The 16,106-nt window shown below is 31.2% G+C and carries 21 protein-coding genes; all 21 read right to left on the bottom strand.

Going from position 1 to position 16,106, the window contains the following annotated elements; genetic code table 11:
• Nucleotides 1-4: 4 nt before the first annotated feature.
• On the bottom strand, nucleotides 5-538 hold the full coding sequence (locus AMQ68_RS16100) for a hypothetical protein (RefSeq protein WP_054511637.1): 534 nt from the start codon (nucleotides 536-538) through the stop codon (nucleotides 5-7).
• A gap of 36 nt (nucleotides 539-574) precedes the next feature.
• On the bottom strand, nucleotides 575-982 hold the full coding sequence (locus tag AMQ68_RS16105) for a hypothetical protein (RefSeq protein ID WP_054511638.1): 408 nt from the start codon (nucleotides 980-982) through the stop codon (nucleotides 575-577).
• Nucleotides 979-1,560 (bottom strand): bifunctional (p)ppGpp synthetase/guanosine-3',5'-bis(diphosphate) 3'-pyrophosphohydrolase, encoded by a 582-nt coding sequence (locus AMQ68_RS16110; RefSeq protein ID WP_082384125.1) that lies wholly within the window; start codon nucleotides 1,558-1,560, stop codon nucleotides 979-981. Before AMQ68_RS16110 ends, AMQ68_RS16105 begins: the two co-directional genes overlap by 4 nt.
• A gap of 37 nt (nucleotides 1,561-1,597) precedes the next feature.
• Nucleotides 1,598-2,107 carry a hypothetical protein gene (locus tag AMQ68_RS16115; protein WP_054511639.1) on the bottom strand — a complete coding sequence of 170 codons (510 nt, stop codon included), beginning with the start codon at nucleotides 2,105-2,107 and terminating at the stop codon, nucleotides 1,598-1,600.
• Between the two features lie 46 nt (nucleotides 2,108-2,153).
• Nucleotides 2,154-3,002, bottom strand: coding sequence for a metallophosphoesterase (locus AMQ68_RS16120; RefSeq protein WP_054511640.1), 849 nt, complete (start codon nucleotides 3,000-3,002; stop codon nucleotides 2,154-2,156).
• Between the two features lie 237 nt (nucleotides 3,003-3,239).
• Nucleotides 3,240-3,776: a hypothetical protein gene (locus AMQ68_RS16125; RefSeq protein ID WP_054511641.1), complete on the bottom strand. Its 537-nt coding sequence runs from the start codon at nucleotides 3,774-3,776 to the stop codon at nucleotides 3,240-3,242.
• Nucleotides 3,777-4,168: 392 nt separating this feature from the next.
• Nucleotides 4,169-4,693, bottom strand: coding sequence for a hypothetical protein (locus AMQ68_RS16130; RefSeq protein ID WP_054511642.1), 525 nt, complete (start codon nucleotides 4,691-4,693; stop codon nucleotides 4,169-4,171).
• 68 nt (nucleotides 4,694-4,761) lie between these two features.
• On the bottom strand, nucleotides 4,762-5,925 hold the full coding sequence (locus AMQ68_RS16135; RefSeq protein ID WP_054511643.1) for a leucine-rich repeat domain-containing protein: 1,164 nt from the start codon (nucleotides 5,923-5,925) through the stop codon (nucleotides 4,762-4,764).
• Between the two features lie 57 nt (nucleotides 5,926-5,982).
• Complete coding sequence (locus tag AMQ68_RS16140) at nucleotides 5,983-6,480, bottom strand: hypothetical protein (RefSeq protein WP_054511644.1); 498 nt, start codon at nucleotides 6,478-6,480, stop codon at nucleotides 5,983-5,985.
• Between the two features lie 66 nt (nucleotides 6,481-6,546).
• A complete protein-coding gene (locus AMQ68_RS16145; RefSeq protein ID WP_054511645.1) occupies nucleotides 6,547-7,281 on the bottom strand; it encodes a hypothetical protein in 735 nt (244 codons plus the stop codon).
• A gap of 302 nt (nucleotides 7,282-7,583) precedes the next feature.
• Complete coding sequence (locus AMQ68_RS16150) at nucleotides 7,584-8,456, bottom strand: aldo/keto reductase family oxidoreductase (protein WP_054511646.1); 873 nt, start codon at nucleotides 8,454-8,456, stop codon at nucleotides 7,584-7,586.
• A gap of 44 nt (nucleotides 8,457-8,500) precedes the next feature.
• Nucleotides 8,501-9,091, bottom strand: coding sequence for a hypothetical protein (locus AMQ68_RS16155; protein ID WP_054511647.1), 591 nt, complete (start codon nucleotides 9,089-9,091; stop codon nucleotides 8,501-8,503).
• 126 nt (nucleotides 9,092-9,217) lie between these two features.
• Entirely contained in the window at nucleotides 9,218-9,985 is a 768-nt protein-coding gene (locus tag AMQ68_RS16160; RefSeq protein WP_054511648.1) for a DUF2310 family Zn-ribbon-containing protein, read from the bottom strand.
• A gap of 90 nt (nucleotides 9,986-10,075) precedes the next feature.
• Complete coding sequence (locus tag AMQ68_RS16165; protein WP_054511649.1) at nucleotides 10,076-10,372, bottom strand: DUF2695 domain-containing protein; 297 nt, start codon at nucleotides 10,370-10,372, stop codon at nucleotides 10,076-10,078.
• Between the two features lie 17 nt (nucleotides 10,373-10,389).
• Nucleotides 10,390-11,025, bottom strand: coding sequence for a hypothetical protein (locus AMQ68_RS16170; RefSeq protein WP_241775155.1), 636 nt, complete (start codon nucleotides 11,023-11,025; stop codon nucleotides 10,390-10,392).
• A 219-nt stretch (nucleotides 11,026-11,244) separates the two neighbouring features.
• Nucleotides 11,245-11,994, bottom strand: coding sequence for an SDR family oxidoreductase (locus AMQ68_RS16175; RefSeq protein WP_054511651.1), 750 nt, complete (start codon nucleotides 11,992-11,994; stop codon nucleotides 11,245-11,247).
• A 105-nt stretch (nucleotides 11,995-12,099) separates the two neighbouring features.
• Nucleotides 12,100-12,684: a Crp/Fnr family transcriptional regulator gene (locus AMQ68_RS16180; protein ID WP_071254869.1), complete on the bottom strand. Its 585-nt coding sequence runs from the start codon at nucleotides 12,682-12,684 to the stop codon at nucleotides 12,100-12,102.
• 213 nt (nucleotides 12,685-12,897) lie between these two features.
• A complete protein-coding gene (locus AMQ68_RS16190) occupies nucleotides 12,898-14,340 on the bottom strand; it encodes a DUF6794 domain-containing protein (RefSeq protein ID WP_054511654.1) in 1,443 nt (480 codons plus the stop codon).
• Nucleotides 14,341-14,365: 25 nt separating this feature from the next.
• Entirely contained in the window at nucleotides 14,366-15,085 is a 720-nt protein-coding gene (locus tag AMQ68_RS16195; RefSeq protein ID WP_123905723.1) for a hypothetical protein, read from the bottom strand.
• A gap of 47 nt (nucleotides 15,086-15,132) precedes the next feature.
• On the bottom strand, nucleotides 15,133-15,804 hold the full coding sequence (locus AMQ68_RS16200; RefSeq protein ID WP_054511656.1) for a hypothetical protein: 672 nt from the start codon (nucleotides 15,802-15,804) through the stop codon (nucleotides 15,133-15,135).
• A 15-nt stretch (nucleotides 15,805-15,819) separates the two neighbouring features.
• Nucleotides 15,820-16,068, bottom strand: coding sequence for a hypothetical protein (locus tag AMQ68_RS16205; protein ID WP_054511657.1), 249 nt, complete (start codon nucleotides 16,066-16,068; stop codon nucleotides 15,820-15,822).
• Between the last annotated feature and the right edge of the window lie 38 nt (nucleotides 16,069-16,106).

The raw sequence follows: 16,106 nt of genomic DNA on the forward strand, positions 1-16,106 counted from the left end.
ATTTTTACTCATAAATTCTACCCATTTCTAATAAATCACCCAAAGTTTGCCAGCTTACTTCAAATTCCTCGTCATCTTCTCCACCATGATCTAAAAAACAGCTCATACCACATTCTAAAATAGAGTCTGGATCAAAATTATACCATCTGTTTCCAGTTTCAGAATCAATTCCAAAATATTTCTCCTTATCATCAAGTTGTTTCCCTTTCATTTTATGCAATTCGGCAATCTGAAACTTCAAAACAGCGATTGAATAATAAACTCCAATATCCTCTGAAGAGTCTTTTCTTGTATGGGGAATGTTCTCATATATCGTTTTTTCGTCAGGTGCTTCTACAATCTTGAGCCATTCGCTTTCAAACTCTTTTGGTTCGGAAGTAAATGCATCCAGTAATAGTTTTGATAATAAATCAGCGGTTAAAGGTTGCTTGATTTCTTGTTCCACCAGCTTTAATAACGCTAAGAGATAAGTTTCCAAATCTCTGTTTTCTATATTATTTCTACGATTGATATTGTTGTAAAATTCGTTATACGTCATATTTTAATGTAATATTATTCACTTTATTTCAGGTGGCTAATCCATAAAAAGATTTAAATAATCTTGTAGAGTAGGATCATTGCCTGTTACCTCGTTTGTGAATTTTTTAATTTCTTCTATTAATTCAAATTCATTTGTGTTTTTTTCAATATCTATTAGATTTAATGAAACTTGTAATTGATCATGATGTAAATTGATTTTTATTAATTTCCCATCATTGATCGTTATTGTTGTGGGTATTGATGGCCTGTTGTAAGATTTTTTTATAAGACTTACAATTTCAAAAAGCCTTTCTGTTTCTATGATTTTTCCACTCCAGACTTTGCCATTTTCTTTGAAATATTGTGATTTGGATACAATAATTAATAGAACATAAAAATTTTCGTTTCTTTTAATTTCAATATCAAGTTGTCCGGTAAGAGTGTGTATTTCTAGCTTTATCATTTATCCTTATAAGCTTCAATTTTTTCTGATAACCTTTTTGCTAAATAGTCATTCCCTTCTTTTAAATATTCGTAAATAATTTTGGCTTCCTCCAGATATTTTTCTTTTTTCGAATCGTTCCAATAATAGGGTGGGGCATATAAATTACAAATTCTATCTGCCATTTTAACGGCCCAGACTTCTTTGGGTTGAGCTTTTATTCGTTCTAAGCTATCAATCATTTGAAGTTTCTTTTCAAGGTCTGTGTTTTTTGTCAATGCAAGAACGCCTTCCTTAACTTCTTGTCCATATTCATTTTCAAGATCTTCTATACTGAAATTTGTATCTTCTATGGTATCGTGCAAAAACGCACATTTTACAGCAAGATCTGCATTAAAATCGGAAGTGTTTTTAGAAGCGTTCATGATTTCAAATACCACGCTGCCAATATGATTGATGTATTCAATTTTCTCGTTCTTCTTTTGTCCTCCGTAGGTTTGCCCGTTATGCAAAATACTTACTTTTTGCCATATATTTTGCAAATCATCAATGGTGAAATTGTTGGACTTATCAAGATTAATTTCGGGGATATTTTTCATGAATTTTTAGTTATTATTTTTTGTCTCTAGGAATTTATCAGATTCTGTCCAAATATTGTTTTCTCATCATTTCAATTATCGGATCGAATAAATTGATAGCTTCTGTTGCTGCTTTCCAATAGTAATCAGCATTTTTATTTGCCAAAATGACTCCGAATTTCCATATGGAACCATCTAAAATGATTGCTTTCTCATCACATATACTTTTAGGCAATTCTATTTGTTCCAATTTTACCAGTTGCTCTTTCAGTATTATTGTATCCGTTTCGGAAAGAATTTTTTCGTCTGTGATGATTCTCAGCCTATCCAGATTGTAAATTCCGCGAGTCCATCGTGTGAAGTTGTATGCGGTGTCCCACTGTCTAAATCTTGAATGGATAATTCTATCAGAGTCTTCAATTATAATTATTTTATATGGAAATCCACTAATTGTTGGTAATTCAGAGAAATAAGCAATGATTTTTTCTCCGTTCTTTAAATCAAAGTTTTCTACTTCAATCTCAGCTTCATTCATCAGAGCTTTTATATTGTTTGAAAATCTTTCCATTTTGTCTGGTTAAATATGTAACTACTGCCTTTATTAACAACAGTATTTATGAGATTTTCCAGTTAAATTTTGTCATTTTATTGGTCAGCTTTTGGTCAGCAATTTCTATGCTTAATTCTCCGTTTTCTTTTGTAAGGATGAGCATACAACCTTTTTCTAAAATTCCGGTTTCATTAAATTCCAGTTCCTTTATTTTTATGGATTGGGTTATTCCGTTAGAATCAGTTTCCTGTTTAAATGGTTCTCCCGTATGTCCGTAAAAATGGTAATGAAAAATCACATTGTCCAGCGCCTCTCTGATTTCGGTCATTCCATACCCTTGATGGCCGCTGCCGTCTTTGTCGTGAGTAATTAAGATATCAAAAGGGTCTTTTGTTTTTAGAAGTTTTTTGATTTCCTTTCTTTCGTAATCCTGAATAAACCTTTTTTCTGTTCTTCCTTTTCTGTCGCCGATTCTACCAATACCTACAAAAGTTAACACTTCATTTTGAGTTTCTAGTTTTTGTGGTAAACCCGATTTGCAGACCAATACTCGACCATAAATATCAATAGGAAACAGGCTGTTTTGTGAATTTTCCTTTTCCAAATTGTCTAAAAAATCGTGATCTTCGTGATTTCCACGAACACAAATCATATTGATATTAAGTTGGTCTAAAAATGCCTTGATTTCCTGATTTGTTTTTGTAAAGTCGTCGTGAAACCCAAGTTCATCTCTATCGTATTGTGCATGTTTTATTGTTGCTTTATCCAGGTTTTCGATGATAGGATAAGCTCCCATATCTCCACATTGTAATATGAAATCAATTGTGTTGCCTGTTTCTTTTTGGTATAAATCAACCAGTTTGAAAGGGAGTAGTATTTTGCCGTGGATGTCGGAAAAAAGGGCGATTTTCATGGTTTTATTTGTTTCAGATGGACACTAATACTTCTTGTTTTATCGGGATAGATTTTCGATTAAAAATCAATTTCTTATTAAAATAAATTAAATTTTCGGGGTTATTCGATTTAGCAATGGCTAATCGGCTTGATAAATACAATATTTTGAAAATAATGAGTACGAATATTTACTTACTTTCATCTATTTTGCTTATAACAAACCGATGTTGCAAGAAGTTTTTATGACTTACAGATTTTAAAAAGCTTCTCCAGAATCTTTCTTTGCGGAATTATATTCAATTAAAGTAGTAAAAGCTTTCTTTAATCTTTCAACCAAGGCTTGTTGAGTCGTAAATATGAATGGTGCTCCATAGTCATTGTAATTTGGACCGCTTATTGAGAGGTATTCTTTGTATTCAACATAACCTGGTGCCTCATTATTACAGTGTATAGATGTCATTTGTTTTCCAAAAATATAAAAATCATCAGAATACTCATTGTTCATTCCTGTTATCTTATTAAAGTCATAGCTGGAATCACAATATCCTCCTCCCGCATAATTCCGCCTAAGAACAAAGATTCCGCTTTTGTAAGAAATGGCTACTCTGTTTTGACCCAAATTTTCTTTCCATTTCTCTGCTATCCAATCCATCGTTTCCTGCTTACTTGGTTTTGCAGTTTTACTTTCAGTATTTGGTTTAGCAGCTTTTGCGGGTGCTTTCTTTTGAGCATTCATATTCATGCTTGCAACTGTTATTAATAATACAATTGCTAACTTTAATTTTTTGGTCATTGTTTTTTATTTAAAAAGTGGTTATTAATATTTTAGGGGTTTTATTCTTTCCTTAGGCTAATTTTTTTGATTTTATTTTTACTGAAAGGTTTCAATAAAATTTCTTATGACGGTATAGTCTTTCGATAATAAACGAGTAAATTTTATTATTGTAATTTAATAATTCAAGTGTTATTAGTTTGTTTTTTTTTGAAAATCCACCCAAATATAGGTTATAACTTAGAGATTTCCAAATTTAAGCAAGCATTCACGCTATTAGTAATAGTTTCTTAATAATTCAATTTTCATTTTTTTGTATGTATAAATTATTGGCTTAGGTTAAATGTTTTTCTTTGTTACAGATTATAAATAGGAAGTGAACTGATATAATTTTTAACATTCCAATATTGATATCATTCCTCAATATTAACGGGGAGACTATTTTTTATTATTGAGATAGCTAAATTTTCTTTGTTTAAAATATTTGAACACCAAAACCCTTTTCCCCAAGTTCCTTTACCAACAAACTTCTCGGGATATTGTAAGCTTAAAAGTGTTGATGTTCTACTTTTGAGTCTTGAAACTTTTTGAGTAATTGATTGTATATCGGAAAATATTAATATTTCGACTTTTGATTCATTAATATTCAGTATTTCGATTTCTAGTCCGTCAATAATTCTGTCATTTTTCTCTTGGCAAAGGTCTTCAATATCAGTCTTTAATTGGTTTATCGATTTTTCATTTAATACAAGCCGTTCACTTTTTGAGTTCTTATTTACAGAGCCGATTGGTAGTTCATGTGATAAGTTATAGCTTATACTATGCTTTTGTAATTCAGTATAAATCTCAACAAGCCTTTGCCAATTACCATTTTTATCCCATACAGGATATTCATTATAGGTTGTCCAGATAATATGAAATAATTGTTTTTTACTCATGGTTTGTAAACTTACCGCTGAAGTTTTTTTATTTAAGTATTTGTATACCTTGTCAGCTTTTCGTTTTGTTAAATTTCATCGACACTGTCCCAGATATAAAAAGGGACATCGCTGGCTGGTCTCCATCCTCTATGTAAAAAACGTGCGATTTCAGGTTTTTGCAATTGTTTATCTACGTCTTCCTGAGTAATATTATTTCCTGCAACATTTACTTCTTTCAATTTGGGAAGTTTGTTCAGAACACTTATGTCAGAAATTTTGTTGTCGTATAAATTTAAGTATTCTAAATTCTTCAGGTTTTCTATCCCATCTATATTTTCAATGGTATGATTTTCATAGAGATTTAGTACTTTCAGATTTGAAAGTTTATCCAGATTATTAATTTCAGTAATTTTACATTCATTAAACTCCAATTGCTCTAAATTAGGTAGATTATCAAAAAATTTTGCATTTTCTAATTCAAATCCCCTTGAGCCGATAGATAAAATTTTAAGTTTTTTTAACACTCCTAAATTAATATTATTACATCCTGTAATATTAAGATTCTCTAAATTGGGAAATTGTTCCAAAGAATAGATTGTATAATTATCTTTAAGAGCTTTGATTTCTAATGTTTTAAGAGATTCTAATCTATCTGTTATCTGAAGCTGAATACTTTCTGTCTTTAAATATCTTAAGTTTTTAAATTTGTTTAATTCATCTATGATGCAGTCACATTCTAATGTTAATCTTTCAAGGGTGGTAAGATATTCGGCGCCTTTGAAGACGAACATCTTATCAGTATTCACATTATAACTGTAGAGTCTCAGGCTTTTAATACTTTTAAGCTTTTTAAAATCAAGGATTAAAGTATTTGTCGGTATTGTTTCATAATCAATAATAAGATGTAATTCTTTAATTGTTTCTAATTGCAAAAATGTTTTAATAGTTGTTACACAGCCTGAATTAATAAATATTGTTTCCAATGCAGTAAACTGTTGTATGCCTTTAACAATATTATGTGTATTAGACGTAGTAAATGTACAATCAAAAAATTGTAACTGTTTTACCATATTGAAGACAGGCTGTAAAGCATCAAAATTTTCAAAATGTAAATCTGTTAATTGTAATGAGATAAATTTTTCATCTGTAACATAGTATTGTGTTTCAGCAGCAGATGCTTTACTCCATTCTTTTATGGAAATTTGTAAATTTTTCTCTATAGCATTTATTGCTTGTTCAATAAGATTCATGGATAAATGTGTTTTTAAAATTTTTGGTTTTCAGCTTTCATTTTATGGCGTTCAGTTTTATATTTCCAATATTTTCGTTTCAGTATTTTGATATTTTGCTTTTAAGGTTTTAATTTTCTCTGCAAAGTACTTATGATTCTCTTCAATTTCTCCGGGATAAAAATGAAGCCAACGACTATGATCTCTATAGGCTTTTTGTCCATCAGCAAGTTGTTGTTGTCTTTTGGATTCGTTGGGTACTAAAATATTGTTGATGATTAATTCGTACGGCTTTAACATTTCAGAGATGGTGTCAAAATCTTCAAGACTTGATCCAGTGTTGTAAATTACAATATTATCTTCCGAATTAATAATCTCTTTAGAGAGGTATTCAAGTTTATTCAGCTCGGAATCTTTTGAAGGATGATAATTATTTTTTAGAAGAACGTCAGAAAAATCCACAATTTTAAAATTTGCAAATTCAGAACTTTTTATATCAGATTCATCAATCCTAAAGGTTAAAACTACGTTTATTTTCTTTTTTGATTCTGATAAATTATTTTTTATGAAATTCATGGTTTTGTTTTTTTATTAAATCGACATCCACATTGGCCATCTTTATTGTAAATGAGACAGATCAGTTTATCTTTTCCATATTAATTCAGAGGAATTTTCCAAGGTCCAGATTTCAGGTTTTACGGTCTTATTATTTGGTAGTAATTCCAATATATTTTCTCTCATATCAACACCTGTAATAAAGCCAAGTTGGTTAGTATGTGCTACTTCAAGAAGTAAAAAGAAATCCTCCGCTAATGAGTCATCATCATGTTTTAAATTCTCCTTGTCCAAATAAAGATACTGAAGATCTTCATGGGTCAGCCAATTGGTAATTCCCATTCCATCATAATGAAAAGAAGGGTTCCAATCATCAAGTTCTCCGATGATTGAATAGGAAAGTGTTTCTGGAGATAGTTTAAACTGTCGCATTACACCACCTTTTCCAAGAGGTAAATGTGGAAAAAAATCGGCACAGGTCTTAAAGATATAAAACTCAAAAAACTTACAAAAATCATAATGTATGTCTGATTTATTTAAAAAATTTATCTGATCATTATAATCTCCTATTTTTTGATGTTCGCTATTTATTTTAAAAGTTTTGTCAAATGAGTTTGATATGGAAACAATATTTCCAATAGTTTCATTAACAAGTTTTTCTAATTCCTGTTTAGACAGATGTAAAGTACTTCCGGTAACATGAGACTTTAAGAATTCCTGACAATCGGCGGTTAAGTCTCCTGTTTCTCCTTTTAACGTAGGAACAATTTCTTTATAAAATTTTTTTTCATCAAATAAATGTAGTGTGCACCAATATCCCATTTGTATTGTTATTTTTTGTGTTTGTATGCAAATTCTCAAAATTAGGGATTACGTAAATAAGATATATATTTACACTTATCCTTTTAGAATTGATGTAAAATTATTAAAGAAAAACCGCTCTACAAAAAGTAAAACGGGTTAATGCTGTATTGTCTACAAAGGCTAGCGCGAAGATTCTCGCTCGTATCCGAGTAAACGATCCGTATCTGTTTTTATACACAAGCTTTCAAGCTTGCGCTAGCAGATAGCTAAATAGAAAATTTACAAATTATATCATAATGATAAAAATAAAAGAATCAAAATTACGGAACCGGAACGCCTGCACTTTCTGACCACAACGCAAACCAATCCTGCAATTCCATATCAACGGTTGTTGCTTTCATTAGGTTAGCCATTCTCGCTGGATCAGCGGTACCACAAACGGGTAAAATTCCGGCTGAGTGTTCTAAGATCCATGCCAGAAGAATAATATCAGCGGGAACATCATATTTTGTCGAAAATTGGGCAATCAACTTTTTTAAACGCTGAGTCTGATCATTGTCTTCTTTGAAAACAGTTCCTAGCGGTGACCAACACATGGGTGTGATATTATGAGTTTGCATATGATCTAAACTTCCGTTAGTCATCGCTTCAAAATCGGTAATAGAAAAACTGATTTGGTTGTAATTAACTTTGGTTTGTGTCTCAATCAAATCCGTTTGCAACGGCGTAAAATTGGAAACTCCGAAATCTTTAATTTTTCCGTCTTGTTTTAGTTTGGTGATGGCTTCTGCAATTTCATCAGCTCTCATTAACGGGCTTGGACGATGCAGCAAAAGTAGGTCTAAATAATCTGTTTGCAGGTTTTTTAGTGACTGTTCTACGGACCATATAATATAGGAAGTAGAATAATCATAATGCTTTACGGAGTTATTTCTTTTGCCAGATTCCATTTGAATGCCGCACTTAGAAATAAACTGTATTTTGCTACGGTCAATTTTACTTTCGTTGAAAGCTTTTCCAAAAGCAGCTTCTGTAGTGTAATCTCCATAAATATCTGCATGATCAAATGTTGTGATTTTATTTTCCAGGGAACAGTGCATCAATTCGATCATCTGTTGAGTGTTGCAGTCTTTCCCCCAAACTCCCCATGTCATGGTGCCGGCAATAATCTTTGAAAATGGTGTTGTATTCATGTTTTTATTAAAATTAATAGTGATTTTTTTATCTGAATATAGTTTTAAATCTCCTTTGTAACAATAAAACCATGAGACTGTAAATATTCATCAACGTCTACATCAAAAGGAACGTCATAGCCATTATCTAGGTCAAATAATCCACCTCCGGCATCTGAAGATTCTAAAAATCCGATCATTTTAGACTGTGTTTTTTCTTTTGCATTTCTCCAGCAATTCATTAAGAAATCACTTTCTAAACCAAACTGATTTTCCCAATAATTAGCAAAATCCAATTGGTTGTCTTCGTCAAGATAGGCGGAATAATCAATGTTGTTTTCATCCAAAACCTTTTTGCATAGCTCTTGAACATCAATGGATGAGTAATCTGCAAATGAATGCTCTTTCAAATGCAGCTCTGCGATCTGAATGGTTTTATCAGGAGAATAATATTCATAATTAGGCAAAGCAAATAAAAAGCTTAAAGGACTTGAAGCATAATAATATAAACTGATGACTTCAATTTTCTTATCATCTTCTCTAAATTGATATTTTGAGTTTAAAACATCAACCAAGAAGTTGGTCACTACTTTTTCTCTGGGAAGTAGAAAAGTATTTCTAAAGGCTTCATCAATTTTCAGTTCTATTTTCTTCATGTCTTATTTACTTTTTTGAGATGGTAAAAATAAAGAAAACCAATGTATAAAAATAGTGAGGTCAAATTATTTTGGAAATCTTCCTATCCCTATTCAAATCAATTAATATAAAGGCTATAAGTTGTATTATAGATTAGGTGATACTGTTGAGAGGATTCTGCACTGATCACATTTGAAATCATAAAAATTGTGTAATTTTTTATCGAGTTTCCATTTTTTTTGACAAGTGGGGCATAACCTATTTTCATCACCTTTTTTATGTTTTCTATAATTGTGTAAATAGTAATAGGTAGGAATGTTAGTAAACTCTTTAATTTTTTCACAAATAGTAATTCCTTGTTTTGATAATTGAGATTTTGTTTGCTGCATTTGGTTTAAAGCCCATCGTTCACCAACTTCACAATTCATTTGTAATCTGTCACAGGATTGGTAGTTTGTTTCCCAACTTAAAATAGGCATATACCCAAAATCATAATATTGAGGTAGTCTGTAAAGGGGAATAGATTTATTACATGATCCACAACTTATCGGAGAATCAATGGAAACGTAATTGGTGATAAGAATATAAAATGCCGGACTCTTGCAAGTGCATGGATTTGTGTAGTCAGCATATAATTTTCCAACAGTTTTGATGGAAATTTTTGAGGTGCTCAATTTTTCAATTTTTTCAATTTGGTTTTCAACATACTTGTTATTGTTAACCTTATCGAGTGAATTTTTTTCAAGAGTAAAAGGAAGACAAACAATTGTATTTTTATCAATATACTGAGTTTCAATTCTTCCTTGAGTTTGTCCATTAGCTCTATAAAATTCTAAAAGTAAGCTGAAATCGTCGATAAGCTCATTTTTATTTATTTTGGATTTAATTTCCAATGAAATTTCTTGAATATACATAATAGGTTAGAATAGTTTTTATCTTTTACATTCTAATTTATACAAAGCATAAAATGAGGCATATAAAATTGAGTATTTATCCAATAGATTTTAATTTTCAAATTTTTCTTCAACATTTGTTAAAATTTCACAGTCACAATACCCTCCGTTTTCAGATAGCCAACTTAAAATATTTTCAATATTCATGATGTTATTCTTTTCTAAAAATTCTATTGTCAATTTGTTAGTATCATCACAGCCAAATTTTTCTAATTGATTATCAAGATCGTCAAATAAATTCTCAAAAAGGATTCTGTTCAGGGGTAAACTTTTTTCAAATTCGTTCTGTTGTTTTTTCCTCAACTCATTCCGTATTTGTCTTCTTCGCTCTTTTTCATTTTTATCCATAGGGTTCTCTTCAGTTTTTAATTAAAATTATGTGAATAACCTATTTCGAGAAGATCAGTTTCCAATTGTTCCCAATCTTCTATTTCTTCAACGATGGTCAGTACCATTTCCTTTGTTAGTGTTTCTCCTGTGTAGATTTTTGCTACAGTTTCTAAAGGTATTCCTGTTTCTTTGTAACTATCTTCAAAATATTCTGTAGCCCAATCAATATAGGTTTGAGGATTTCCATTAAAAATACTTAACATTTCTTTGGAATTGTCTTCGTAGCTTTCAAGTGGTCCTGTTTGCCAGTTTTTTTCTTCAATTGTCCATAAGCAAAATGTTGTCCCTATTGAATTGACAGGTTCTCCGAAAATAAATTCATTAAATATTGAAGGTAGGTTTGTTGTTAATTGTTGTTTGCTTTGTTGTGTATATTCGTGAGCAAAACCATTGATAACACATCCGTTTTGTGGAAATAAAATAAGCATTTGATTTCCAGAACCATCCCGCATTTCGAAAAACTCTTCATGGTCTGACCATTTATTGTTGTAGGAATAATAGCGATATTCCCATTCCTGAGAAAGAATAGCATCTAATGCAGAGATTGCTTTACAAATAGTTTGTAAGATTTTTGTGTTGGGTAGGAGAGTTTGATCTTTGGTTGAAATCATGATTTTATTTAAAAAATCTAATTTAAGTATTATTTGAAACTAAAAAGACTTTTTTTATATATTGATCACAGACGATATACCTGCACCAACATATCTTTCAACATTCTTTCCAAGCTTATTCTTCCCGTAATTACATACGATAATCGAACTTCAAGGATACCTAATTATCCGTGAAGTTCGATTATGAAATTTTAAAAAGAATTTATTGTTAAGAATGTTTTATAAGTCTCTTAAGCCGCCATCAATTAGGATTTCAGTACCTAGCATAAAAGCAGACTCGTCAGAAGCTAAATAAACTGCGCCACTAGCAATTTCATCCGGCACGCCTAGTCTTTTTAAAGGAGTAAAGCTTCCCATAGCTGCTGCCATTGCTTCTGCTTCTTCATTCGTGTTTGTAACGGTGTTGAAAACAGGAGTGTCAATTGGCCCGGGCGATATGGTATTGACTCTAATTTTTCTATCTAATAAGTCAGCCGAAAAGCTACGCGCTAATGAGCGTACCGCCGCCTTACTTGCCGAATAAGCTGAATGGTTAGGAATACCTTTTTCGTTTACCGTTGAGGAAATCAATATAACGGAAGCTCCGTCATTCAATACAGGCAATGCTTTTTGAACTGAAAAAAAGGCCCCTTTAAAATTGATATCACTTACTTTATCGAACATTTCTTCAGTAAAATCTGCTAATGGAGCCATGATGTACACTCCGGCATTGACAACCAAGGTGTCCACTTTGCCCAACTGATTTTCTACTTCTTTATAAATTCGTTCAAGGTCATTGAGATTAGAGCTGTCACCCTGAATAGCTATACCCGATGTGCCCAGTTCTTTGAGCGCTTCATCCAATGTTTTTTGACTGCGTCCTGTAATGGCTACTTTTGCCCCTTCTGCCACAAATCTTTTGGCTGTAGCTAACCCAATACCACTACCACCACCTGTGATAACAGCAACTTTGTCTTTTAATTTTTGCATCTTATTTTTAATTTATGCAAACGGCTACTTCCGATTGCGATACAAAGGTCAGACAATAGGCTAAGGAAAAAAATGAAGTAGTTTAGGAAATTTGGTTGATGTAGTTCAACTTTTTTTAGCGACCCTTTTATTTCTTATGCGGGATAAAAATTCTGTGGTCATTCCTAAATAGGATGCCAAAGCATATTGCGGAACCCGCTGGACAATTTGCGGATATTTACGGGCATAGTTTTCATATCTTTCTTCAGCGGACTGTGTTAAGTTTGAAATTATTCTTCGTTGGTGTGAAGCAAGTCCACGCTCTGCCATAATCCTGAAAAACGTTTCAAACTTGTGATTTGATTTTTTTAAATCATGCTCCTTTTCGTGGTCAATTTGTAAAACAGTAGTATTTTCCAAGGCAACGATAAACATGGTAGCGGGTTGCTGAAAAATATAACTGTTATAATCTGTAATCCACCAGTCGTCTATGGCAAAAGTAATTGTGTGATTATGACCTTCATCCGTCACAACATACGCCATAAGGGTACCCTTTAAAACGTAGTATCTGTTTTTGGCTGTGAAATTGGGCTGGACAATAAATTGACGTTTTTTAATATTGACTTCTTTAAACGCATTACTTAGTTGCTCAGCTTCTTCGTCTGTCAGTTTTATAAGGTTATTTGCGTATTCAATTATTTTGCTTGTCATCATCGATTGTCTGTATTTTGAAATGGGATTATAGGTGTTATATACCTTTTCACGGTTTGACGAGTGCTGGTTTTTATGAATCTATTTCAAAGATATGTAAAAATCAATGTAGTAAATTCGGTTTTCCGATTTCTATTGTTATAGCCGATTTAATAGTGATTTTCGAAACAAATGAAGACACTTGCAACAGTGTGGGGAATTTTTTTATGAATGCTATTTTAATTGGGTAGGATTTTGTTTCTCCCATTCTTTCCAGATATTTTTATCGCCTTTTAACCACTGGATATAGTTGTAAATGATAATCCCTGATATAGAATCATTTTCTCCTCTTTTATTGCCGAGATTTCTATCTTTAAAATATTGTAATAATCTCGAGCCTCCGTTGATTCCCCAATTATTTCTTATCCACATTCCTAACCCACCCATATGACCATTAAAATCACTGTATTGTTTTGGGTTTTCTAATTCTAACCTACTTTCATAGTTTAAAGTTTTATCTAATTCAGACATGCATTCTTTCATATTTTTAGGGATGTAAATGCCATCAATTTCTGAAAGCGATAATCTTTTTTTGAAATCGTCCTCGCGCTTTTGCTTCTGTTTTAGGGTAATGTTTTCCGCAATTTTATCGTCGGGATTTCTATAACCTCCAAAAAAATAGTTGAAATAAAATTGATCAACTTCTTTAGGAAGAAAATCTGATTTAAATTTAGTTTGCCTTATATAATGTAAGATTTTGTCTTTATCAAGATGATCATCTATTTTAAAATTCTCAATATCGAAACTGCCGTTTTTTGTCAAGTACCCTGAGATTTCTATTTTATAAAGATGGTATTTGTAAAATTCAGGGGTATTAATAGGCACAAATTTCAATTGGTGAATTTTACTTATGGTTTCAGATAGTTTTTCCCCATTTATTTCACTTTCAAAATCATTAATATATTTATTGGGTGATTTTATACTTGTTATATAGCTGTTTTTATTCTTTCTTAACAATTTAATTTGAGGATAAATATCATCAAAATTTCTTTTTATAGGAGCTAAATTTACATTATTTAGATCATAAATAATCACTTTTTTTCTTGCATCTATAACATATATAGAATCATTTTTATTAAAAATAAAATTATCTATTAGGTAAGAATCTTCATCACTGGTTCCCTGTTTTAGAGTAAGTAAACTTCCATTGGATTTTTTGTAATCTATTAATTGTTGAGTATTGAAAAATAATCCACATTTCTCTTTTTTAGAATCACAATCAGTAAATTCTTCGAAACTATATTTTTTGTGGAGTTGTCCATTTTCATAAATCATTACAGCTTTATCAGTCGACTTATCATCATAATAATTTGTTGAGGAGAAGTAAGCGATTTTCTTTCCATCTTTACTGATAAACAAAAAGAAATTCTTAGAATTTTCATCCAAATCAAATGATCTTGGAATAGTATACAAAAGGCTGTCTTTGCTGTATGAGATGTTGAAGACTTGAGAAAATCCTCTATCCGTAGGAAACTTGTCATCATAAGAATGAGATATTATTTTAAATTCTCCGTTTGATGAATAGGTTGACGAATGGGTGAAAACACTTGAAGAATATTGTCCTTTTGCAGAAAAAGCAAACAGTAATGCTATAAAGTAGTAGTAATTAATTTTCATTAGTTTTTGTAAATATAAAACATGCTTATACTTTCTTTTTCGTCAAAGGCAGTCGTATTAGGTTTTTATTCCCTTTTTTATTGGGGTAAAATAACGATTTTCCGTCGATTAAAAAGAAATCGTCTTTTATGATGTCATCATCATCTTGAATATCTTCTATATCGAATTCAAAAAAATTGGAATCTTTACTGGTTCTTGTAAAAATAATATAATCATTCAGATGATAGGTCATGAATCCTATTTGAGAAAAATCTTTTTGAGAAATTTTTACTGAATTATCGTTATTAAGTATTTTCTGTTTACGTATGATGGGTGCCCAACCACATTGTCTTATAGAAGGGCTTTTGAGGATATTAATATAACGTCCTTTTTTATCAAAATAGACCGTCGCCATTCTGAAATCCTGATTTTTTGAATGATCAGAATTTTCATTACTAGAGATATAGTTGATCTTAATTGTTATAGAATCTGAAGTAATTCTGGATTCTCTCATTTTTATTTTAGGAAATTGTTTCTTGATCTTTGGGTTTAATAATACTTTATTTTGCGAAAGTTCCCAATTTCCGTAATACTTTTTTCCTAAGTAATTATATATAAATGTGGAGTCAGACTTTAGTTCAAGATAATCTCCTTTCGGATTAAATGTTTCCGTTATTTTTTCTCCATAAATTCCTGAAACATCTTTATTTTGTGCATAAAGAGCTGATGTGACAAAAATTAAAATAATTAAAAATAGCTTTTTCATTGATGATTTTTTTTGGAGTAGGGTAGCGTGCATATTCTTTCATCGTATTACTTCTTTTCATACTTTTTAATAAGCTCGTAATCATAGGGAATCATGATCGATAAATTTTTAGCTTCCCAAATATCTCCTTCAGAGGGTTGATAGAAATCGTAAGAATTATCCAGAAAATTATCACCATCGGGTGCTTCCTGCCAGTCTTTTTTATCTCTGTTGTAAAGCAGAATCATGCAGCTTACGCAATTGTAGTTTCCTTCTGTATTTGGGTTTTCATAACATTGTCCTACTTTTATATTCAATTTCTGATTAATGATCACATCCGTGAGGCGACCTTGAGTTAATCTAATCAGAGCAGCCTGAACATCTTCATCAGAAGGTTTATTTTTTGCTGGGATTAATTTTTCAAAATGCGCATCTTTTATTCTTTTTAATTCCTCTGTCTTTTCATTTCCTGTGAAGAAACCAATGTTATAGGGATGAAAATCTGTCACGGCGGCGCTAGCTACAGATGTCTGAGCGACTTCAGTAGGAGTATTTTCAAGATATTTCTCGTTTGTTTCATAATTTTTCCAGTCTTCTTTACTGTACGTTACATATTGCTGCATTTTATAAAGAAGATTTTCCCTTTCGTTGAGCCAGATAAAATTGCTTGCTATTAGAAATAATAGAATAAGTCCGAAAATGATTCCTGTCCATTTAAATATCTTTTTTGTGTTCATCATAGTTTATTTTAGTTTTTATTGAAGCTGTAGTCTTATCCAATTAAGGATAAAAAGTGAAAATAGTACTCCTGCAATATAGAACTGAATTTTATTGACCTTGCTGGCTCCAAATTTCCAGACACAAATTCTGTCTAGAATCATGATAATGATAACAGGAATTAATCCAAATAATGCATACATTCCGGCTAAACCATCTTGTGCAGAAACACTATTAAATGCAATAATAGAGAAAATAATTATGACAAGAATAGATAATAAACCCAAAATGAAAAAGAAGGTAAGTGTGTTGGTGATTTTATTTG

Source organism: Chryseobacterium sp. ERMR1:04 (assembly GCF_001297705.1).
Classification (GTDB): Bacteria; Bacteroidota; Bacteroidia; order Flavobacteriales; family Weeksellaceae; genus Chryseobacterium.